This window comes from Pedobacter sp. UYEF25 (assembly GCF_054061655.1).
In genome coordinates this window covers 1-22120 of record NZ_JBSSEL010000015.1, presented here as the reverse complement: position 1 = coordinate 22120, position 22120 = coordinate 1, and the positions used below count along the sequence as shown (strand labels likewise).

Here is a 22120-nt window from a genome sequence, read left to right as displayed (position 1 = left end):
CTATCTTTCTTTAAATTGTAATTTAACCTTAACGTTTCATAATTTATACTCTCTTAAATTATAAATCGGCAATTCCTTAATAACCGTTCCATTTACGCCAGAATCAAATAAAACAGCCAGATAGTTTTTTCCGTATTACAAACGTCAGTTCCAAAAATGATGTCGACGTCACCCAAACAAAAATTAATGCTGTTGGCTTAAAAAAAAGACAGACTATACCTATAAAAATACCGAGTTAAAAACAAGCAAAATAATGCGTATTCCTAAAAGGCTGACTTTACCTATTTAGGTGGAAGAAGACTGAATACCCCTAAAGATTTCTTATTGAAAAGAGCGTTTGGGTAATGAAGTCAAAATAATGACGCAGCATTTTCTCGCTTTTAGTAAACAGTTCGAGCGCAATTTTATCAATTTCTAACAAATTTATTGTATTTTGTGGGCGCGCACATTTTAACTACCTGCAACAAACATTGGGTTTTTTTAAGCTAAATAAATGAAACAAAAATTACTTCTATTATTTGCCACCGTTTTTTCTTTGCAGGCATACGCCCAAGAACTTCCTACAGAATTGCAAACCCCAGAAATTGTTTCGGTAAATAGAATGCCGATGCGAGCTGATGGATTTGCTTTTGAAACTAGAGCGCTCGCCGAAAAACGAGCGAAGGAAAAATCTACTCACTTTATCTCTCTAAATGGCAGTTGGAAGTTTAACTGGGTGAAAGATCCACGCACTCGCCCAATGGATTTTTATAAAGTTGGGTTTGATGATGCAAAGTGGGATAACTTTAAAGTACCTGCAAATTGGGAAACTAATGGTTATGGTACGCCGATCTATGTAAACCAACCGTATGAATTTGCCGGCAGCAAATTAACTGGCGCTAAAATGAATCCTCCGTTTGATATCCCTGTAGATAACAATCCGGTAGGCTCTTATCGTAAGAAAATAAATATCCCAGAAAATTGGAATGGCCGACAGGTTTTTATACATCTGGGTGCCGTAAAATCAGCTTTCTTTATTTGGGTTAACGGAAAAAAAGTAGGCTACAGCGAAGACAGTAAGCTTGCTGCAGAATTTGATATTACAAAGTACGTTAAGCCAGGAGAAAATTTGGTAGCGCTGCAAGTTTACCGATGGAGTGATGGGAGCTATTTAGAATGCCAAGATATGTGGCGCATTTCGGGAATAGAGCGAGATGTATATATGTACTCAACACCGAAACTTGATGTGCGGGATTTCAAAACGGTTGCGACCTTAGATTCAGACTATAAAAACGGACTTCTAACTGCCAACATTTTTGTAAATAATTATAAGATTGATCGTGGCACACTACATAGCAAGCCAGACAGTTTTTATGTAGCCTTAGATTTGGTAGATGCAAAAGGAACTAGTGTATGGAAAGAGAATTCTAAAATGACGACTGTTTTAGGAAATTATCATCACCAAATGTCTTTTAAAACACAGATAAACGACGTAAATAAATGGTCTGCTGAAACGCCATATCTGTACACGCTTTACATCACCTTGAAAGATAAAAATGAAAAAGTAATAGAAGTTATTCCCCAACGTATTGGCTTCCGTTCGGTAGAAATAAAAGGAAGCGATTTTTTGGTTAACGGAAAACGTGTTTTCTTAAAAGGAGTAAATAGACATGAACATAATGCGAAGGAAGGCCATACGTTAACTCGTGCCGATATGGAAAAAGATATGGAGATGATGAAAAAGCTAAACGTTAATGCGGTTCGTCATTCTCACTATCCGCCAGATCCTTATTGGATGGCCCTTTGCGATGAATATGGTTTATATGTAATTGATGAGGCAAATATAGAAAGTCATGGCCGTTACTACGATTTAGCAACCACTTTTGGAAATGATAAGCAATGGCGAGTGCCACACTTAGAACGGATCAAACGGATGTATGAGCGTGACAAGAATTACGCGGCTATAGTAACTTGGAGTTTAGGTAACGAAGCAGGAAATGGGGTAAACTTTTACGAAGGTTATGATTGGTTAAAGAAAACAGACATTCGTCCGGTGCAATATGAAAGAGCGGAGGAAGATTACAATACGGATATGATTGTTCCTCAATATCCAGATCCAAACTGGTTAACTTATTATTCGAAACAAAATAAAGAAACCAGACCGCTTATTATGAGTGAATATGCGCACATAATGGGTAATAGTTTGGGCAACTTCAAGGAGTATTGGGATGCAATAGAAAATAATCCGAAGCTACAAGGCGGGTTTATTTGGGAGTGGATAGACCAATCTTTAGATACCGTTAAAAACGGAAAAAGGATTATGGCTTATGGTGGAGATTTTCCATTAAGTGGCCCAGTAAATGAGAATTTTAGCGATAACAACTTTTGTGTTAAGGGCGTAGTAACCGCCTACAGAGGTTTAACTCCGATGGCTGTGGAGGTTAAAAAAGTATATGAATACATCAAAACTACTTTTAACGGCGCCAACCAAATTAACGTAAACAATAGTTATTTCTTTAAAAACCTTAATAATATCGAACTCGCCTGGAACTTGCTAGAAGATGGAAAAATTATTCAAAGTGGCATTATTTCTAAAATCGACATCGAGCCACGCCAAACTCAAACCATAACCATACCTTTTAAAACTTCATATAAAGAGGGGAAAGAGTACTTCTTAAACGTTCATTATCGATTAAAAACCGCTGAACCATTTTTAGAAAAGGGTTATGATATCGCTTATGAGCAAATTGCTTTGGCTGGAAAACCGAAAGTAAATACCCCTGAAGATGCAAAATTTAAAGAGAACTTAACTTTGGTAAAAAGCGATGGTAAAGCAGTTTTTTGAAGGAAATAATTTCTCTGTAACCTTCGATACTAAAGTCGGAAAATTAATAAGTTATGTAGTAAAAGGCCAAGAAATGTTGATATCTGGGCCTCAGCCAAGTTTCTACCGCGCACCAACCGATAATGATATTGGTGCCGGTTTAAATAAAAGCTTAAGAATGTGGCGTAATGTTTATGATGAAAATAGCAAAAATATAAGTGTAACTGCATCTAAGGCAACTGGAACGACCTATTTAGGTAGCGTAGAAATAAATTCAACTTTACTAAATGGTGATGCCACTACCAAACAAACCTTCTACATCTATGCTGATGGCAGTATAAAAGTAGAAAATAATTTTAAAGCGGTTAACGGAAACTATAAAACGCTAATGCGCGTTGGAAATGATTTGCAGTTAAATTCTGCATATAGCAATATCCAATGGTATGGTCGCGGACCTGGTGAAAACTATGTGGATCGGAAAACTGCATCGTTAATTGGCACCTATAAATCTACCGTCGATGAGCAGTATTTTAGTTATGCGCGCCCGCAAGAAAGTGGAAATAAAACCGATGTACGTTGGGTAGATTTTACCGATAAGAAAGGTAAGGGTTTACGTTTTGAGTTTGCCGATCATCTGTTAAGCTTCAATGCTTTGCCCTATTCGGTCGAAGATTTAGACCCCAAAGACCACAAAGAGCAGTTTCACAGTGGCGAATTAGTGAAACGCCCGCAAACTTACGTACACATGGATATGCAGCAATTGGGTTTGCAGGGCATAGACAGTTGGGGTTCTATGCCGCTTATTCAATATCAAATTCCGTTTAAAGATTACAGTTATAGCTACTTTATTAAAGCCATTAAATAAAATTTTTCCAATAATTTGAAAACGGAATGCTTCTACACATAACTTGGGCAAGTCTTGTGCAAAAGGCATCCCCTTGGGTAAGGTTATTAAGTTAAATTAAATCACTGTCAGTCTGAGCCTGTCGAAGACCCTTTTAGTCAAAAATCGACGAAATTGCAGTCCTTCGACAAGCTCAGGATGACAACATTTGTTGGGTTTTCCTTAACTTAATGATATTGCTGTATTGGACATCAGGTTTAGATACTAAAAGACAGTAGAAATTTACTCCTGTTGCAAAGCGGCCTTGTTGCATAAAACATCCATTCACATAACAATGTATTCGTCTTAAGCTTGTTCGATTCTTATGGAACGAGTTGAAAGTCTAAAAAGAAGTGGCAAGCCTTAACCAAAGAATGAAAACTATGAAAACATTAAGCTTACTCGCATTCCTTTCGCTCCTCACAGGGCTTACATTTGCTCAAAACAAAAACCCTGCAACTATAGTAGTTACGCCACAAAATCCACTCTATAAAAAGGAAATTGATTTTAGAAAAAAGATCTCAAAATGGAGCGATAGCATTTTAAACAGTACGGATTATAAAAATATCAAAGCACAACCATCTTCGGCTACCTTTCCAGGCGAAGTGAAAAATGGTTATCAGTTTGTAGATAGAACAATCACCATAAATCATAAAAAAATAGTCGACAGCTTATTAAAAGTGGTTTCCACGTTGGGCTATTCCGGTTACAACCACGATACCATGTATAGTACAGGTTTGTACGCAGTTGCCGGCGAATATATAGAGGTAGATGTACCGAAAGATGCAAGCAATGCCAAAGTACAAATAGGTGCTCACACCGATCGATTAAATTATTGGGTCGCGGGAGAAGAAGATTGGAGGCGAATGCCAATCATAACCAAAACTCAAAAACTAAAGCGAGGAAAAAATAGACTAACGTCGCCATTTGGAGGCTTGATTTATATAAATTTTCCTTACAAAGACGCCAGCATCAACGCAGATTTTACCGTAAAACATGCCGTAACGTCGCCATTATTTGTACTTGGAAAAACATCTTTTGCTGATTGGCAAGTACAATTAAAAAACAACAAAGCACCTTGGGGCGAGCTTGCCACAGAAAATATAATCTTAACCTTGCCAGACAGCGTTTTGCAAACCATTAAAAATCCAGATACAGTTATGAGGTTGTGGGATTTAATAATTGAGGGAGAAATGGATTTAGCCCAAATGCCTGTACCTTTTTACCGCGCACAGCGCCTAGTGCCAGATGAACATATTGGCGGCGGATATATGCACAGCGGATATCCCATAATGATTCATCATTCTCCAACAAAACGTCTATTATCAAACGAAATTATGGCAAACCCAGAGCTGTTAATGAAACCAAGCAATGGCGGAGCAAATTGGGGATTCTTTCATGAAATTGGACACAATATGCAAAACCTTAACTGGGTATTTGGCGGTACTACAGAAGTGAGCAATAACTTCTTCTCTTTGTATATGTTTGATAGATTGGTTGGGGGACGAGACGGCGCACACTCAGCAATTTCTAGTGCAAATACCCAAAAACAGATGAAGAAGTACTTTGCAGAAGGAGCAAGTTATGAAAAGTGGAAAAGCGATGCTTTTTTGGGCTTGATTATGTTTAGGCAAATGCAAGAGGGCTTTGGCTGGGAAAGTTTTAAAACTTTTTTTCGAGCATACCAAAAATTAGGACCAACCATGGGCAAGCTAAACGATCAACAAAAAATAGATTTATGGGTGAGCACCTACTCTAACATCGTGAAAAGAAACTTAGCTCCTTTTTGGTTAACATGGGGCATACCAGTAAGTAATGCTGTCCAAAATGACCTGATAAAATATCCTAAATGGACACCTTTTAATTTTCCTCCCAAAAACTAGACTGTCTCGACAGGTGGTTCGTGGTGACACGAACCACGGTATGAAGGCATACCGGAACGTGGTTCTCAACCCTCGGTTCGTGTCCCCACGAACCGAAATAGAAAGCGGAAAGATTTAAAAGGTGAATTTTGAAAGGTGGTTCGTGGTGATACGAACCACGGTAGATTTAAAAGGTGAATTTTGAAAACTCAACCCTCGGTTCGTGTCCCCACGAACCGAAATACAAAGTGCACCAAGTACATTTATAAACTAATGAGTAAATTTAAATTCTCACTAAACTACGAGGTCTCAACCCCAACCCTCTCAACCCTCGGTTCGTGTCCCCACGAACCGAAACAGAAAGGGCACCAAGTAAATTTATATTTCCCGAAAATTTAAAATCTAATGGAACCAAATTTATTTACAGTAAAACGAAAGAGTTACGTTGAGATGGGAGAAGTATATTTTTGGACCGCGACAATAAATAAGTGGCAACATTTAATGCTAGAATCTGATTATAAAAGCGTTATCACAGATTCATTAATCCATCTAACTAATTTAGGAAAAGTGGATGTATTTGCTTTTGTCATTATGCCCAACCACATTCACCTCATATGGAAAATAAATCAGATGAATGGCAAAGAAGCACCTCAAAGCTCTTTTCTAAAATATACTGCTCATACCTTTAAAAAAATGTTGAAAGCAGATGAAAACAAGCGGCTAGATTTTTATAAAGTAGAGGGAGAAAATAAAAGTTATGAATTTTGGAAAAGAGATTCGTTGGCAATTCATCTTTTTAATGAGGAAATCGCCTATCAAAAACTAGACTATCTGCATTATAATCCTTGTACTGCATATTGGCAGTTGGCTAAAAATCCTTCTGATTATTTATTCTCGTCTGCAAAATATTACGAAGAGGGTGTAAAAAACTTTGGCTTTTTAAAGGATTTGAGAGATGAATTTTGAAAGTTGTTTCGTGGTGACACGAACCACGGTATTGGATTGTCTGCAGTTTTTAAAGGATTTGAGAGATGAATTTTGAAAACTGGTTCGTGGTGACACGAACCACGGTATGAAAATAGGCCCTGGCGACAAATATGAATTAAGGCTTATGGCAATAGAAGAATTATTGACAGAGCTAACAAGTCGATCGGTAAGATTGGCGCACAGGAAAACACAGCATTATGTTTAAAAAAATTTTAACAGGAAAAATGAAAAAGACAACCCTCACACTCCTAACCTTTTTAATTCTTTATCAAATTGGCGCCGCGCAAAATTTACCTAAACATAACCTTTCGTTTACGTCGTTAGCCACCAGGTGGGATGAAGCAATGCCACTCGGCAACGGTATGTTGGGTGCATTAATTTGGGGTAAGGAAGATAAACTTCGCATATCGTTAGATAGGGCAGATTTATGGGATGAGCGCTTGCCCGATAGAAATTTGGATGTAAATAATTTTGCCTGGGTACAGCAACAAGTGGAGAAAAAAGAGTACCAAATCGTACAAAAAAAATTAGACGATCCTTATAATTCCTTTCCTTATCCAACAAAATTACCTGCTGCTGCATTAGAATTTAAAAGCGCCAATTTTGGTAAAGTAATATCGAACGTGTTGAATCTAAAAACTGCTTTGAATACCATCACTTTCGAAAATGGAACAGTTTTTAAATGTTTCATCCATGCAACTGAAAACTTGGGCGTTTTTAGTTTTGAAAACTTAAAGGAGTCTTCGGCTTTGCCAGAATTGATTGTACATAACTATAACGGGCAAGAAAAATCTCAAAATGACAATAGCCATAGCGGCGAAGGTTTACAAAAATTAGGATACGAAAATAGTGAGGTGGTGAAAACAGAAAATGAGATAAAATACAAACAGCCTACCTATGACGGGCATTATTATGAGGTTCTTATTAAATGGAAAAGAGAAGGAACCAAATTAATTGGAAGTTGGGAAATCAACAAAGATCAGCCAGACAAGCTAACCGATTTAAGTTTAACCCGTATAAGTAACCTATTAAAAACTCATAAAGTTTGGTGGGCAAATTTTTGGGGTAAATCAGCTATTTCCGTACCCGATACTTTAATACAAAAGCAATACGAACTTGAGCAATACAAATTGGGCTGTGTAGCTAGAAAAGGAGCACCGGCAATTACGCTGCAAGCAGTTTGGACTGCAGACAATGGAAGTCTGCCCCCATGGAAAGGCGATTTTCATAACGATTTAAATACCCAATTAAGCTATTGGCCAACCTACACTTCTAATCATTTGGCAGAAGGCGCAACTTTTACAGACTGGCTCTGGAAAATAAAAGGAGAGAGCGAAAAATATACAAAAGACTATTTTGGCATAGATGGACTTAATGTACCTGGAGTTGCTACTTTAAATGGCTATCCAATGGGCGGCTGGATCCAATATTCTCAGTCGCCAACGGTGGCAGCTTGGTGTGCACAACATTTTTATTGGCAATGGAGATACAGTATGGATAAGCGCTTTTTAGAAGAACGCGCCTATCCTTACATCACCCAATCGGCAAAGTTTTTAGAAAACATTACATTCTTAAAAGATGGTATTCGATATCTTCCATTAAGTTCTAGCCCCGAGTATAACGATAACGACATCTCTGCTTGGTTTAAAACCTGGAGCAATTTCGATTTAGGTCTGGCTAAGTTTCTGTTTAAAGCAGCTGCAGAAGTTTGCCAAGCCACAGGTGATAAAACTGGGCAAACACATTGGTTAAAAATAATGGGTGAACTGCCAGGTTTTGAAGCTAATGAAACAGGTTTTACGGTTGCACCGGGACAAAATTTAACCGAATCTCACCGCCATATGTCGCCTTACATGGCAATATATCCTTTAGCCCTGCTAGATTATAACAAGACAAAAGATAAAATACGCATAGACAATTCATTAAAACAGATAGAATTGAAGGGAACTAGAGCCTGGGTTGGCTACTCTTTTAGTTGGATGGCATCGCTCTATGCTAGAACTTTCCAAGCAGAAAAAGCAGTAAAACAATTACAGATTTTTGCATCAAATTTTTGTTCGAAAAATAGCTTCCATTTAAATGGCGATCAAAAAGGCGGGGAATATTCTGGTTTTACATATCGTCCATTTACGCTAGAAGGAAATTTTGCTTTCGCCCAAGGCGTAAACGAGTTGTTGCTGCAAAGTAGAGACGGATATATCCAAGTATTCCCTGCAGTTCCAAACCAATGGAAAGATGTCTCTTTTAGAGATTTGAGAGCTGAAGGTGCATTTTTAATCAGCGCAAGCAAAACAAACGGTGCACCAGAAAGCGTAAATGTTGTATCCGAGCAAGGCGGATTGCTAAAGATTAAATTGCCTTTTAGAACATTAATTGCTAGAAACCGCAGTGGAAAAGTGGTAACTGCACCCACAATAGATGGCATTACCATTTATAATCTTAAAAAAGGAGAGAAAATTACTTTTGAGAATGGGTATGAGTAAGGTTAAAGCGATGTTTTATTGATAAACAACTTCAGGATCTTCCTCTTGGACAACAAACATCCTATCTTTGATCGGAACAGCCGCAGTATCGAGAAAATAATATATAGTGTCTAACTTTGGTGCTATACTCTGTGCAAAAACGTTAGATACACTAAGCAATATCAGAAAATAAAGTAGAAGAATAGGCAAATTTTTCATTTATAATTCTTAAAACATAAAGTGCGGAATTCAGATTACACCTACGGTAATTAATAAAGCTGCTAAATTGAAACATGTTATTATCAAACTACTTTAATTATAGAATTTCAAGTTAAATATTAACCTCACTAGCCGAAACTATTTACCAAGCAATAGGCTCATACAACTTTGCGATTCCAAATTCATTAGGCCAATCTTTTAACTTGACTTGTCTGGTAACATTACTGATTGAGATTTGTAAATTATTTGTTTCTTCTAAAATAAAGACTTCCTCATCTGGAGTATAAGAACCAAAAGTAATGGCAACATATGATGCTCTACACGAACTTGTTTGAGACCCAACAAAAATTTCAACAGATTTTGTATTAATTATTCTTTCCTCAAGATCTGGCAGTATCCATCGCATCCCTTGAAAATATACTTGAAAAACTGTCGCATTCGGTTTCTGAATCTCAATTAACAAGAATTCTTTAAAAGAACCTTGTCTATTCCATGTCGATGGGAAAAACAAGACATCCTGAGGCACTGCACCAAATTTAGCATCCCAGATAATTATGCCTTCATAACGAGTGAGACTTAAATTGTGTTTTGCCACGTAGTTGTGATAATTTGAGATTCCGATCATATAGAAAATTGTGAAGTTTTTTAGCACGGATTGTATTTTCTTCGACTTTTCTCGCTGCTATTTCTCCTTTAATATAAATATTTACTGCATTTTATGCCTTGGTAGCCTAAATTTTTAAATAGGGGAATGAACGCAGTATTGCAAAATGAAAGTAAAATGAAATTTCCCATGTTTGAAACCCTAGCAATAAATTTAACAAATAATTTTTCTGGAAGTTTAGTAGAACCCTCATTCAGAAATTGCCAACAAAATTCCTTACCAACAATTTTTTGATTTGAAATTTAGTAAACCTTTCTCGGATCATAAGGACTTGCCAATCCCAAATAGGTTAACTTCATATTCGTCCCATCTGGCTCAATAAAAACAAAAACATATTTAGTCCACGCGGGCTGTGGCAAAGAGCTTAGAACAATATTAATTAATTCGGTAATAGAAACTGTCTTAATTTTTTCGAAATTTGCAATGCTTATTTTTTTGATATTTGGATTGTCTGCGTCATAAAAAAAAGGAATATCTTTTCCATATGGATAACATTTGCACTGCAAAAAATATACTTTATAGTGGCTTTCACTCTCGAATTTGAAAAACCTATCTTTCTTAGGAACTGCAGCCGTGTCCAAAAAATAATAGATTGTGTCTAACTTTACAATTTTGCTCTGGCTAAAAGCGCTGAATCCATTGAGCAAAAATAGAAAATAGAGTAGTATTATAATAAGATTTTTCATCTCTTTAATTAAATTGTAACTGACTGAAAATTCGGAGAATATACTTACTTTCTTTGTTTCATTCAGAGTTGAAATACGGCATTGATGACTAGCAAAATGTCTAAAATTTTTACTGTCATTTTAAAACCTACTTCATTGTCGAAGTATTTACGATAATAGGCCTAAAAGTAATTATTTTTTCAAATACCGGTGCCGTAGTAAATGTATCCTTAATCCTGTACATTAAATTTTCATTAGTATCGTTCAAATTACTGTATGCAGTTGTAGAATAGAGTGCATAGGCAGCATTAATAGCGGCCTGCATGTTAATTAATACCATATAATTTTCATCTTTATATCTAATTTTATTTTCCGTTGCGTTATAAATTAGTATTGGAATAAGTAAAGTTGCATGACTATCTGAACCCATTAGGTCTATAAAGTTAATGTCGTATAGCTCTTTGTATCTCGGGTACAATTTATAGCCTAAGCTATCATTTACAACTATTTTTGAAACTGTTGTTTGACTATCGTTTTTCTTCTCTAAAGTAAGTCTAAAATTTATGGCGTATATCGATACACTATCTTTTAAAACTCTACCTGGATTTCCATAAAGAAAAATGCGATAAATTTTTTTTTCGATCACCGAAAATCGTTTCTCGTTATCAGTAGTTTGCGCAAATAAATATGCCGCTTGAAAAATTACCAAGAAAGTTAATAAAAGTGTTTTGGTGAATTTCATAAGATTGAATTTTAAGGACATTTTGTCCCTTGATAGCCCGGATACTGGATCAGTTGTATCACGCTCTTGATCGTTTATAGTTTTTTCACTCAACGATAGCTTGATAATGCCTGCTTTGGCTAACACCCCTGCCCTAATATCGCCAAGGTTAGGATTGAACGCTAAAATAGCTTCTTTAAGTTGATTTATGTACTTAATGTAGCCCATAGGTACATGGTCCTCACCCTGTATTCCTAATAGCCTTCCTCCAAATAATTCTACACCTGTATATTTTTTGGCAAATTCAACAGCTCCTAAACGTTGTTCCTCTTTTGCAAAGAAGGTATGTAATGCTTCATGGTACATAGTTGCCAATATGTATTCCTTTGATGACTTATTAAGTACATCTGGATTTAAACCGATTTGTTGAACGCTGTAATTTCCTCCACCTGAAAAGCTAGCGTGTTTCCCATCAACGGTAGTGCCAGCCAGTTTAGGTTCAACCCCAAATACTATATCTGCTAAGTCACTTTTCTTAAACGTTTCAGAAATCAATGAGGCAATCTCACTTTTCAAATTCGGTAATATTCTTAGAAGTTCTTGAGCACATGGATAACCTTTTAAACTATCTATAATCTCTTTCGGTGCTGGTGAAACTGGCGAGTAGTTTGTCGAATTACCACCTCCACCCCCGCTAATATCTGGATAGCCACCATCACCACCAATACCCCACCCAATTCCAGTACTCTGGCAAGTTTCTACCACAATGGTTAAAATTTCTGTATGGCAATAATTTTCACTCCCCTTCATATACCTAGTAGGTTCGTTTGATAGCTTTTCTTGTTTTGATCGAACAGAAACCGGTTCTACATCAAACTGAAAACACTGTGTTTGATAGACATTTACAAAAGACAACGTGCATTCTTCATCTATATGAGCAAGCATAACCCGCTCGCCTTTTTTCATTCCATTTTTCGAAATTTTTTCTGCCAAACCATCTTTAATTTTTTGTAGATTTTCTGTTTACGCAGTTTTTTTAATAGTACGCGCTATTTTTCCATCGCTTATCACATATCCATTTTCGAAAGTACCATCTATGTTAAAAAAGTTAACCTGCCCGGTAAAACCTTCGTAATTTTTATAGTGTACATTCTGTAAATCTTGAGTTCCATTACCGCTCAAAACCATGTAATCGCCGCCAATGTTTTTTGTGCCTGTGGCATTATAAAGAATAAATTTCGTTAAAGTGTTTGCGATTACCTTATCTATTTTCGCCTGATCTGCAGGCCCGCTAACTAAAGCCAACTGGTTCGAAACTGTCGGATTAAATTCTGTAATTTGATAACCATCTTTAACTGCTGAATATGCAGTTTGAAAATTTGGCTTTAGAGCTGAAAAGAGTATTGTAGTTTTCTTAAGGTTGCCGCTGTTACTTTCGTACCAGGTTTGCAAATCTGCTACGCCAAGTGCAGATGGTTGCAATTGCTGCCCACGGTCTTTCTTACAGGCATAGAATATTATTGCAGTTGAGATTGCAAGAAATGCAACTTTAAAATAGTTTTTTAGAATAGGATTATGTAGAGCGTTTTTCATACTCGGCTATGTATGATTTATGAATTGAAATATTTGGTAGCTAAATATACATCAGTTTTTTGTAAAAATTGAAAGAACTTTTTTAATATTGTTAAATAAAAATATTTTGTTTCTCCATTATAAACCTCAGAGCGCAGATAGCTCCTATTTAAAATCTTATTAACTTGCAGCATATCAACATATTTATAAACTTTTGAAAAATGAAAAAATTTAGTGTTCTAATGGTATTGGTTTTCTTCTGCTTTTCACTCGCAAAAGCTCAACAGAAATACCAATTAATTAAAATATGGCAAACCGATACCGTAGTTGCTGTTCCAGAATCTGTTTTGATAGATTACGATAAAAAACTATTATATGTTTCAGAGATTGGCCTTGGTAATTCTTCTTCGGCCGATGGAAATGGAGAAATAGCCCTATTGGGCTTAGATGGAAAAATTATAGACCTGCATTTTGCAAAAGGGATGGATTCTCCAAAAGGCTTGGGAAAATATGGCAATAATCTGTATGTCGCCGATTTAACCAAGGTATTTGTAATCGACACAAAAACAGGAAGCACTATAAGAACTTTTCCGGTAGAAGGCGCAGGAATGTTAAATGATGTTTCGGTAAATGCCAAAGGAGTAGCCTACATATCAGATTCGAGAACCAAAAAAATCCATAAAATAAAAAATAATCAGCTCACCACGTTTATGGAAGGCATAGATGGTATAAACGGATTGAAAGCAATTGGCACAGATCTTTATGTTTTGGGTGGTAAGCGGTTTTTTAAGGTTGATAAAAATTTACGCAAAACAGAAATTGCAACTTTGCCGCAAGGCGGCGATGGTTTGGAGCCAATAGGAAACGGCGATTTCTTAGTTACAAGTTGGGGAGGGTATATTTTTTACGTTTACAAAAACGGCAACGTTGAAACACTGCTAGACAGTCATAATCCTCGGGTAAATACGGCAGATCTCGATTATGATGCAAAAAAGAAAATATTGTATGTGCCATCTTTCTTTAATAAAACAGTAACAGCTTATCGTCTCGAAGAGGTTAAATAAGAACGAATGGCGGAATAATCGTCGCATATTTTATTGAATGGAATGCTATCGTCAGATAATTATTTGGGCGCTTTAACACGCCATCCACTGTATTTTTTGGGCAAAAAAGTAAAAGCCCAAAAAGATGCCGTTCCTGTCGTTAGCGCAAAACCGCATGATGGATAAAATTACGCTATCACGCTCTGTTTTAGATACATGATCGGAATCATCATCTTGAGCTTGCGCCTATCCCGACTTATTTGGCAACAATCTCACATTTAGGTAATTTCTATCGGTAAAATGCTCTAGCTTGACGTGCCTATATTTATGTAAAGCGCAAAAAATCTAAAAACACACCTCGCACGTTAGGATGTTACGCCTATTAGAACGATTAGCCGCCAACTCGGAAAACCTGGTTGAATGGCAATGTCCCGACTTCTTAAACCCGACTGAAACAACATCCTTTTACTGCGAAGGCAAAAGCCCCTTGGGTTTGGAGAGATGGAGGTAAAAGATAGCGTGGAAGGCGGGGCTGTTTTCTGTTAATTTGCTGAAAGCTTCGTTTTCAAATTATTTTACTAATGCGACAGAAAAGACTTTTAGTATTATTTGAAATCTAGAATTTGAGCGACGCGTCTCTGTTGGATATCAAGTTTGTGCGTACCAATTTTATATAAATCGGGGTTCCAAATTAGAAAATTTCATTAGTTATCTCTTATCGGGATTACAAATCTCGTTTTATATAAAGTGCTACATCGTTTTGGGAAAGACGTGAAACAGCGGGGCTATAATCAAACTAGGTAGATACAAAACCTATCCGCTGTTCAAGAAAATCGTTTATTTAACGTTTCAAGGGTCAAATTAATAGTGATTTTAACTTAAAAAAGAGCCCCTAAATTACTGAAGCCCTTTTTTAAATCATGTTTAGAAAGTGAGGTAATTGAGTGATTTATCTACCAAAATACCACTTTTAAGGCCGAGGTTAAAAGTGAGGTTTTGCTTTACTTTTAACTTAATGATGAACAGATCTTCGTTGCCGTTAATGGTGGTCTTGTTCCCTATATTTACAAAAGTTGGGTATAAATCTTTTGTACCGTCAGAGTGTAACCTGTCGTTACTGAGATTTTCCATTCCCTTAATTTTTAGAATTTCTACACCTTCGTATTCATATTCTTGGGTATTGTAAGGAAGTTCAAAACTGAGGGCGTTCACGTTTTTAAGGTTTATCCCCTTAACCAAGATCTGGGCGATTTCCCCTTTTTTATACTTTTGCTTATCAGTAGTCAACACTATCGAACCAGTAGGCTTACCTGTTTCCTTATCGTCGATTTTGACTCCGCCATCTAATTGGCTGGCAACAATAGAGATGTCATAAGCATCTATTAACCCATTTTGGTTAATATCGCCTTTGCTCACATAACCTTGGAAATCAGCATCTCCTTGTCTCAGGCCAGTATAATTCATGTAAGAAGTAAGGTCATTGTTGTCAACCTTAAAATCGTTGTTAATATCTCCCGGCAACAGAGTAGCGCTACCCGGTATTTTAAACACATATAGTTCTTGGCCTGAACCGAAATTGCCCTTTGCTTCATCAACCGATATTTTGATAAAACGGGCAGATGGATGCGCTGTAAACTCATAAGTTTGTACAGTATTATCTCCTTTCCAACTAAATGACCCCGCTTTTTCCCACTTATTCTTATCGATACTGTAAGTTATATTACCCTTTTTCAACGTACCATTTCCACCGTCAGTCCGTGGGATGTATTGAAACTTATCTAACTGATTGATGCCGTTTAGATCAATTAATATATCAAATGGAATGGCTTTTTTTCCATAAGAAGTGTGCCAAGTATCCTTTTCGTCAAAATCAAAAAGGTTGCTTAATTCATTTCCACCCTGCGCGGTAGACGAAGAGGATGCGATGATGTCATGAATGGCAAATTCTAAAGGATTCACCTTAGTTTTGCCCTCAAAACTGGTCCACTCAGAATGACCATCTTTATTTACAGCCCTTAATTTAAAAGCATACGCTGTTTCCGGTCTTAAATCGTCGAACAAAAACTCTGTACCTTTGATGGTAGAATAATTCACGTTCTCGAACATGATTTCATAGAAATCTGCGTTTGCAACAGGGGCCCATTTAAGTTTTAGAGAATACGCTGCATCACTACTGTCTGGGATTTGCACCATATCTGGCTTTTGCAATGCTCCAGAGTGCACCAACAGCTTGCTTTTTGGATTAAATTCGAATCCATTAATTTGTATTTTAATTTCTTTAGTTGTAATATCTGTTGGCGCTAGCTTTATCCAAATTTGAGGGTTTTTTAACATCTTAACATTGGCGAAGGGGCTTCCGATCGTGGAAAATGCGTTGAGATTTGGCGCAGCATTGTAAAAATAAACATTGCTTTTTTCCCCAAAATCTATTACAGACGCTGCTTCCTTCATCTGTAACTTTTTTCCGCCTACCATTACATTTAAATCTAACGGTTTTTTGGTTACATTAATTTTGAAAATTGTTGCTTTTTGCTTCACTAATCCATCAAAACTACCTTTGCTTGGATGAACTGTAATTGTCGCAATTGTTCCTTTAACAACCGATTCGATATGTGTGGTTGCTCCTTTTCCAAGTTTGTACGCTTCTGTAGCCCCATCGTCATCGTACTGCACAAAGGCCGACTTTCCCGAAGGATAAATTTCATAGCTCCTCGCATTTTTATCGATGCCCGAAACATGGTTGTTTGCATTGTTCATCGGGATAATGGCTCCTTTTTTTACGAACACCGGTAACTTCCAAATTGGTGCGTCATAGCTATTAATGATGCGATCGCCCTTGTATTCCTCCCCCGAAAAATAATCTACCCACGTTCCCTTTGGTAAATAAATATTATTTCTGATGTCATTGCCTTCTTTATCCATCTCTGTGGATTGATAAATTGGTGCGACTAAAAAACTCGGTCCATACATAAACTGATATTGGGTTGCTTTTCCCAAAGTATATGCGTTCGGCTCTTCTAAAAACATGGCGCGTATAAGCGGCAGTCCGTTTACAGCTTCTTTTGCAACACTGTAGGTGTATGGCAGTAATGCCGATTTTAACTTTAAATATGTTCTATTTATAGAAGTAATGGGTTCGCCAAGCGATTGAGGATATTTTGGATTGCTTCCCCAACCATCCATATTTAACTGCATCGGAGTAAATGCTTTCCACTCAAACTCCCGGGCATTTACTATAGGATTTTTACCGCCAAAAATACCATCCATGTCAGAAGTTATGTTAGACATGCCAGATAAACCGGCGCCAATAAACGTCGGGATATGAAAACGGATATATTCCCAGTTTCCACCAGTTTGATCTCCAGACCAAACGGTTGCATAGCGTTGCGTACCTGCCCAACCGTCTAATGAGATAATAAAAGGCCGGTCATTATTGCCGTACTCGGGTACAATATGCGCCACATCTGAAACGCCGTTTAGACCGAACGAATATCCCTCGCCCACCCAAGCTACGTCGGTTTTTAAAACACGTACGCCGGCTTCTTTAACTTCTTTTATGATGTCTCTTTGCAGAAGCGCACTAACGCCTTCTTTCGGATGGAGATCTGACTGTGTCCAAAGGCCAATTTGCACCCCGTTTTTTCTTGCGTAATCTCCAAAAGACTTCAAATTTCTAATGTTGCTATCCAGCGTGCTCGTTTGTCCATAACCAGCTCCATATCCATCGTTTGGCAATATCCAACCAAATGGCATGTCATTCGCCTTATATCTATCGATCACGGCACGTGCCGAAAACTGATAATTCTTCAACTCGCCGTTAAGCGATTCCTTAATGCCACCGTTACTTTTCTGACTTTCTGAATACCGTTTTCCGTCTTCAAACAAAATCCCTTCTTTATCTTCTTTCCAAAAATCTCTATTGTATGCATTTAAATGCCCTTCGTAAAAAGCAAATTTTGGTAAAAGTACAGGGTTGCCTGTAAGTTGATAATAATCGCTCAAAAGACTTGCCGCCCCATGATCTACCATTAAAAATACATCCAGATAATTTGACTCGTGAGAAAGCAGAACTTGTCCGGGTATTTTTTCGCCAAAATCATACTTGCCCTGCTTAAAGGTATGCCACATAAACCCATAACCGTTTGTCGACCAAAAAAATGGAGCGGGCGAAGCCACACCGCCATCTGTCCAACTGTTTTGATTTTCTATCGAAATGGTTTTCCCTTTATGGGAAAATCTTCCGTTCTGCACGCCACCGCCAAAAAAATATTCTTTCGGATGTTCCTTTAAAATCAATGTTGTTTTTTCTCCACTGAAATTAACAGGCTGTAGCATTTCTACAATTACCTTTTTATTTGCGCGCTGAACAACCTTAATTAAGGAAGTTTTCTTATCAATTTCGATTTCGATGTTGACTGAACTTATATTGATGGCTGCATCGTTTTGTGTCAACTGCAGTTTTTCCACTGGCCTGCGGGAATTTTTAACCAATATATCTGCCTGAGGCTTAGATTCCGGAGCGCGCATCTCTCCACCCTTGGGATCTTCGAACATCCTAAAAATGTTTTCCCCATAAAAATCTATCAGCAACTTGCTATTGTCTTCAAATACTAGCTGAAAAGTTGTTTGGTTGATCTGAGATACTTTTACAATCTCCGTAGATATGACATTTGTCTTTTTCGCCAACTGAGCGTAACCTTGCATACATGTTGCACAAGTCATTAAAATCATGAAGCAAAATTTTAAAAAAAACTTATTATTTTCTATTTTGATCGTTACTACCATTATAAGATGTAAAATTTGTAAATAATTTATTTAAATTTTGCTATTGATTTTAATCGTTAGACTGTTTGTATAAAGTTGCTCAGTTAGACATGTTCTATCAACTATTGCAAACAATTTTAGAGATTTAATCTAAACTTCCTCAACAAAAACGACACATTATTTTTTCAGCCCTTAGAGTGACTATTTCTTAGCTCAGAGGCGTAAAAGTGTACCTCAATATTGGCAGTTGTGTTGCTACAAAGCATTCGGAACACCAGTACTACCCATTAAGAGGTTCATGAAACTTTTTTTAAATTCGAGTGGCGATTTATTTTTTATAAACTTAAATTGATGATTAAAATGCGAAATACTATTGTACCCACAGGTATATCCAACCTCAGCAGAATGCATATCATTTTCTATCAAAAGCTTACAGGCTTGTCCGATGCGGACTTCCATTAGAAATTGCATGTAAGTTTTGTTTTTGTTTGACTTAAAAAATCGGCAAAAAGAATGTACACTCATATTTAGTAAAGAGGCTACCTCTTCTATGGTAATTTGCTTTTGATAATTAACATATGTATATTCTATAATTAAATTTAGACGACTACTTCCAATTTGGTCCGTTTGGTACGAATATCCTTCGGTGGCCAACAACTCGTACTCTTTGTGTTCTGTAATAAATTGAAGTATATTGAGCAAGTTGATCAACTTTCTACCCTGTTTGGCGTGAAGAATTTCCTCCATCATTTCGGCTACTTCACCCTTGCTGCACCCTTTTATTTTTATTCCTCTTTTACTTAACTCTAGTAATCTTTTAATTTCTTTAGATTCGGGCAGATTTAAGAAAGAGTCGCCAAATATTTCAGGTGAAAACAAAGCAACAAGCGCTTCTCCATGCGCTGCGCGTTCATTTGCCAGATAATTATGGTCGTATTTAAAAGAATGAGGTATGCCAGCACCTAAAAGTATGACGTCTTCGCTTTCAAAATGCCCTTTGTAATCGCCCACAAGCCACTCCCCTCCACCCTGTTTTATGTATACAAGCTCACACTCTGTATGATAATGCCAACTATTAACCATTTTATGGCCTGGGTACTGTTTAACGATAAATGAACTTTCTACTTCGGGAATGGATTTTCTCAGAATTGGTTTCATTTGGGGATAGGTTTTAGTTAAAAATAGCCTGAATAATGTATTTCTCCAAAGTGTTTACGAACACGTTCTGACGCAAGATAAAATAAATGTATTAAAAAATCGCAATTTAAGCTAGAAAAAATTCGATAGCCGCTTTTTGCAGATTTAACTTAACAATTCTGCGCGCGCCATTCTCAAAAAATACAGGCCAAAAAAGCTTAAAAAAGCCTACTCAAGCATTCGAAAATCAATTTTTATCTGAGAGACGCTCGTTCGGTCATTTATTACATGGCTTTTTTAATCTTTTTGAGGATTGCCGATAGAAACTATATTTATCTTTAGATCTGAGATTCTTAGATCAAGGCCTTAAATGATCCATAGTTTGGTTAAATCATCAATGTCTGTTTGCGGGCACACCGATCTGTTAAGAAAACAGAAAACTCATACGCATCGTTATTTTGCGGTTCCGAAATTCATGCTAAACGACTAATAACTCTGCTAACCAACTCGAAAAAAAGGAAATATATTTTTAAGCGCTTGTTTAGCCACGTTATTTCGGCCGCAAGTATAAGTTGGCAGCCTACAGCTTATTAAAATAAAGTATTTGACACCTAAATTTTATCTTTAACCCAATTGGCAACTTCATCTAAAAGCACTACTGAGACGCTCGCCGGAATTTCGTATTGCGCGGTAGTTCCCTTTTCCGTTTGTTTGCTAAGTAAGTGATTTAGCTCTGGATAGAATTTTAAGGTCACGTTTTTCCGCTTGCCGAGATTTTTTTCCCACAAATCGAAATCAGCTTTACCAACCTGAAAATCATTACCGCCTTGAATGATCAGTATTCGAGTTTTCGACAATTTCTTTGCAACCTCAACTTGATTGTAATTATTCAGGTCGATCCAATAAGAAGCAGGCAGACCAACAAGGATAGAATCTGGTTTAATGTTGCCAAGCTTTGTGATGCTTCCTTTGTTCACTTCATTTAAAATTTCTTCAAACCTAGCTTTCCCAGCGGCTGTAGTATCTTTTGAAAGTGAAAACTGATATTTATTCTGTTCGATTATAAGGTCCGTCAGCTTTCTTGCAGGAGCAGCAGCTAAAATAATACCTCCAAGGTTTGGAGCGAGTGTGGCAATTCTTGGCGCAAGCATGCCACCTAAACTGTGCCCAAAAACAAACACTCCATTCTTTTTAGCTCCAGCCACCTGCGTTGCAACTTCAATTGCTGCGAGCGCATCTTTCGTGGTCTCTTCATTTACGGTAAATGCCCCAACAAATTCATTTGGATAAACCAATGTGCGTTTTACATATCTGAGCGACGCAATGCCTTTACAAGCCAAACCGGCGGCCAAATCTTTAAATGGCTTATTCGGACCAAAGGTTTCGTCCATATCGTTAGGCCCAGATCCGTGCACAAAAACTACAATTGGAAAGTTTTTTATGTTTTTCGGAATGGTTAACATGGCAGCAAGCTGATTTTTACCAGCGCCAATGTATATTTCCTTTTCAACATAAAGCGCAGTATCGGCATAAGTGGGCAATGTGTAGGTCTGTCCAACGCGCTTAGGAGCTATAAAAATACCAACTATTTTTTGGGCACTATTAAAACCGAGCAAAAAATTCTGATCGATAGTTTTGAATTTTCCTTCTACCGTAACTGCATAAAACTGGCCTTGGGCTTTGCTTCCCGTTGCTTCCAAACTTTCTACGGCTCCACATTTTTCAATGATATTGCCCCAAAGTTGTTGAAGATCCTTTTCCGGAAGTTTCGTCTTCAAGGTGTCGTCGAAAAAAGCATAGGCATCATGAAACTTTTCCTCTTGCATGAGTTGAAAAAAATCATTGGCATTTTTAAAAAGGCTTAATACATTCTGAGAAAATGCAGAAGAAGAAAATAACAAGGCAAGTACAAGAAAGTAGGTTCGTTTCATTTTATGCTTTAAGTAAACAGGGGGTAATTTACTTTATAAATTATATTTTAATGCAAAAACATTTTATTTTCTAAACATTAAATCCATGTCGGATTCAAAGAACCGAAAACAAACTGATTTAAATTGCTAAACTCTTTGTTGTGCGTCGCATATTTCGGTTAACGAACTAGTTTGTGACTCTTTTACTGCTAAATCCCCAACGCAACACTAAACCTCTTTAAGTCAAAATTCCATGCCGACTAACAGCTAATTTAAGATCTATAATATTAATGATATTTTGGGCGGTTTAACACGTCTTCTGCTCTATCTATGTTGCGTATTCTATGATAAAAAGCAAATAATTAAGCGGCAAATTTAAAAGTATCTATAAAAGGATTACCTCTGTTGATTACTGCAAATACTCGGCT

At 37.0% G+C, this 22120-nt stretch carries 13 protein-coding genes; 6 read left to right on the top strand and 7 right to left on the bottom strand.

The window, feature by feature from the left end; genetic code table 11:
- Positions 1 to 493: 493 nt before the first annotated feature.
- The 5 genes from ACVWYG_RS14060 (at position 494) to ACVWYG_RS14040 (ending at position 9018) form a co-directional block, all read left to right on the top strand.
- Positions 494 to 2824 (top strand): glycoside hydrolase family 2 TIM barrel-domain containing protein, encoded by a 2331-nt coding sequence (locus ACVWYG_RS14060; protein WP_457270869.1) that lies wholly within the window; start codon positions 494 to 496, stop codon positions 2822 to 2824.
- Positions 2805 to 3668: a beta-galactosidase small subunit gene (locus tag ACVWYG_RS14055; protein WP_457270868.1), complete on the top strand. Its 864-nt coding sequence runs from the start codon at positions 2805 to 2807 to the stop codon at positions 3666 to 3668. Before ACVWYG_RS14060 ends, ACVWYG_RS14055 begins: the two co-directional genes overlap by 20 nt.
- A 401-nt stretch (positions 3669 to 4069) precedes the next feature.
- Positions 4070 to 5569, top strand: a complete 1500-nt coding sequence (locus ACVWYG_RS14050; RefSeq protein ID WP_457270867.1) for a M60 family metallopeptidase — start codon at positions 4070 to 4072, stop codon at positions 5567 to 5569.
- A gap of 384 nt (positions 5570 to 5953) precedes the next feature.
- On the top strand, positions 5954 to 6514 hold the full coding sequence (locus ACVWYG_RS14045; protein WP_457270866.1) for a transposase: 561 nt from the start codon (positions 5954 to 5956) through the stop codon (positions 6512 to 6514).
- Between the two features lie 218 nt (positions 6515 to 6732).
- A complete protein-coding gene (locus ACVWYG_RS14040) occupies positions 6733 to 9018 on the top strand; it encodes a glycosyl hydrolase family 95 catalytic domain-containing protein (protein ID WP_457270865.1) in 2286 nt (761 codons plus the stop codon).
- Between the two features lie 340 nt (positions 9019 to 9358).
- On the opposite strand, the gene ACVWYG_RS14035 is transcribed toward ACVWYG_RS14040, so the two are convergent.
- The 4 genes from ACVWYG_RS14035 to ACVWYG_RS14020 all read right to left on the bottom strand — a co-directional run bounded on the left by ACVWYG_RS14035 (position 9359) and on the right by ACVWYG_RS14020 (position 12859).
- Positions 9359 to 9841 carry a hypothetical protein gene (locus ACVWYG_RS14035; RefSeq protein ID WP_457270864.1) on the bottom strand — a complete coding sequence of 161 codons (483 nt, stop codon included), beginning with the start codon at positions 9839 to 9841 and terminating at the stop codon, positions 9359 to 9361.
- A gap of 281 nt (positions 9842 to 10122) precedes the next feature.
- A complete protein-coding gene (locus tag ACVWYG_RS14030) occupies positions 10123 to 10566 on the bottom strand; it encodes a hypothetical protein (protein WP_457270863.1) in 444 nt (147 codons plus the stop codon).
- A gap of 127 nt (positions 10567 to 10693) precedes the next feature.
- Entirely contained in the window at positions 10694 to 12232 is a 1539-nt protein-coding gene (locus ACVWYG_RS14025; RefSeq protein ID WP_457270862.1) for a hypothetical protein, read from the bottom strand.
- Positions 12233 to 12289: 57 nt separating this feature from the next.
- A complete protein-coding gene (locus ACVWYG_RS14020) occupies positions 12290 to 12859 on the bottom strand; it encodes a hypothetical protein (protein ID WP_457270861.1) in 570 nt (189 codons plus the stop codon).
- A gap of 200 nt (positions 12860 to 13059) precedes the next feature.
- On the opposite strand from ACVWYG_RS14020, the gene ACVWYG_RS14015 reads away from it, so the two are divergent.
- A complete protein-coding gene (locus ACVWYG_RS14015) occupies positions 13060 to 13902 on the top strand; it encodes an ATP-binding protein (protein ID WP_457270860.1) in 843 nt (280 codons plus the stop codon).
- A gap of 903 nt (positions 13903 to 14805) precedes the next feature.
- Here the strand turns inward: ACVWYG_RS14015 and ACVWYG_RS14010 are convergent.
- The 3 genes from ACVWYG_RS14010 to ACVWYG_RS14000 form a co-directional block, all read right to left on the bottom strand.
- Positions 14806 to 18612, bottom strand: coding sequence for a TIM-barrel domain-containing protein (locus ACVWYG_RS14010; protein ID WP_457270859.1), 3807 nt, complete (start codon positions 18610 to 18612; stop codon positions 14806 to 14808).
- Positions 18613 to 18900: 288 nt separating this feature from the next.
- Positions 18901 to 19803, bottom strand: a complete 903-nt coding sequence (locus tag ACVWYG_RS14005) for an AraC family transcriptional regulator (RefSeq protein ID WP_457270858.1) — start codon at positions 19801 to 19803, stop codon at positions 18901 to 18903.
- A gap of 590 nt (positions 19804 to 20393) precedes the next feature.
- Positions 20394 to 21713 carry a DUF3887 domain-containing protein gene (locus tag ACVWYG_RS14000; RefSeq protein WP_457270857.1) on the bottom strand — a complete coding sequence of 440 codons (1320 nt, stop codon included), beginning with the start codon at positions 21711 to 21713 and terminating at the stop codon, positions 20394 to 20396.
- Between the last annotated feature and the right edge of the window lie 407 nt (positions 21714 to 22120).

Excerpts from the sequence above, each read along its gene's own strand:
- ACVWYG_RS14060 (WP_457270869.1), top strand. The coding sequence starts at position 494 with ATGAAACAAAAATTACTTCTATTATTTGCCACCGTTTTTTCTTTGCAG.
- ACVWYG_RS14055 (WP_457270868.1), top strand. The coding sequence starts at position 2,805 with ATGGTAAAGCAGTTTTTTGAAGGAAATAATTTCTCTGTAACCTTCGAT.
- ACVWYG_RS14050 (WP_457270867.1), top strand. The coding sequence starts at position 4,070 with ATGAAAACATTAAGCTTACTCGCATTCCTTTCGCTCCTCACAGGGCTT.
- ACVWYG_RS14045 (WP_457270866.1), top strand. The coding sequence starts at position 5,954 with ATGGAACCAAATTTATTTACAGTAAAACGAAAGAGTTACGTTGAGATG.
- ACVWYG_RS14040 (WP_457270865.1), top strand. The coding sequence starts at position 6,733 with ATGTTTAAAAAAATTTTAACAGGAAAAATGAAAAAGACAACCCTCACA.
- ACVWYG_RS14035 (WP_457270864.1), bottom strand. The coding sequence starts at position 9,841 with ATGATCGGAATCTCAAATTATCACAACTACGTGGCAAAACACAATTTA.
- ACVWYG_RS14030 (WP_457270863.1), bottom strand. The coding sequence starts at position 10,566 with ATGAAAAATCTTATTATAATACTACTCTATTTTCTATTTTTGCTCAAT.
- ACVWYG_RS14025 (WP_457270862.1), bottom strand. The coding sequence starts at position 12,232 with ATGAAAAAAGGCGAGCGGGTTATGCTTGCTCATATAGATGAAGAATGC.
- ACVWYG_RS14020 (WP_457270861.1), bottom strand. The coding sequence starts at position 12,859 with ATGAAAAACGCTCTACATAATCCTATTCTAAAAAACTATTTTAAAGTT.
- ACVWYG_RS14015 (WP_457270860.1), top strand. The coding sequence starts at position 13,060 with ATGAAAAAATTTAGTGTTCTAATGGTATTGGTTTTCTTCTGCTTTTCA.
- ACVWYG_RS14010 (WP_457270859.1), bottom strand. The coding sequence starts at position 18,612 with ATGATTTTAATGACTTGTGCAACATGTATGCAAGGTTACGCTCAGTTG.
- ACVWYG_RS14005 (WP_457270858.1), bottom strand. The coding sequence starts at position 19,803 with ATGAAACCAATTCTGAGAAAATCCATTCCCGAAGTAGAAAGTTCATTT.
- ACVWYG_RS14000 (WP_457270857.1), bottom strand. The coding sequence starts at position 21,713 with ATGAAACGAACCTACTTTCTTGTACTTGCCTTGTTATTTTCTTCTTCT.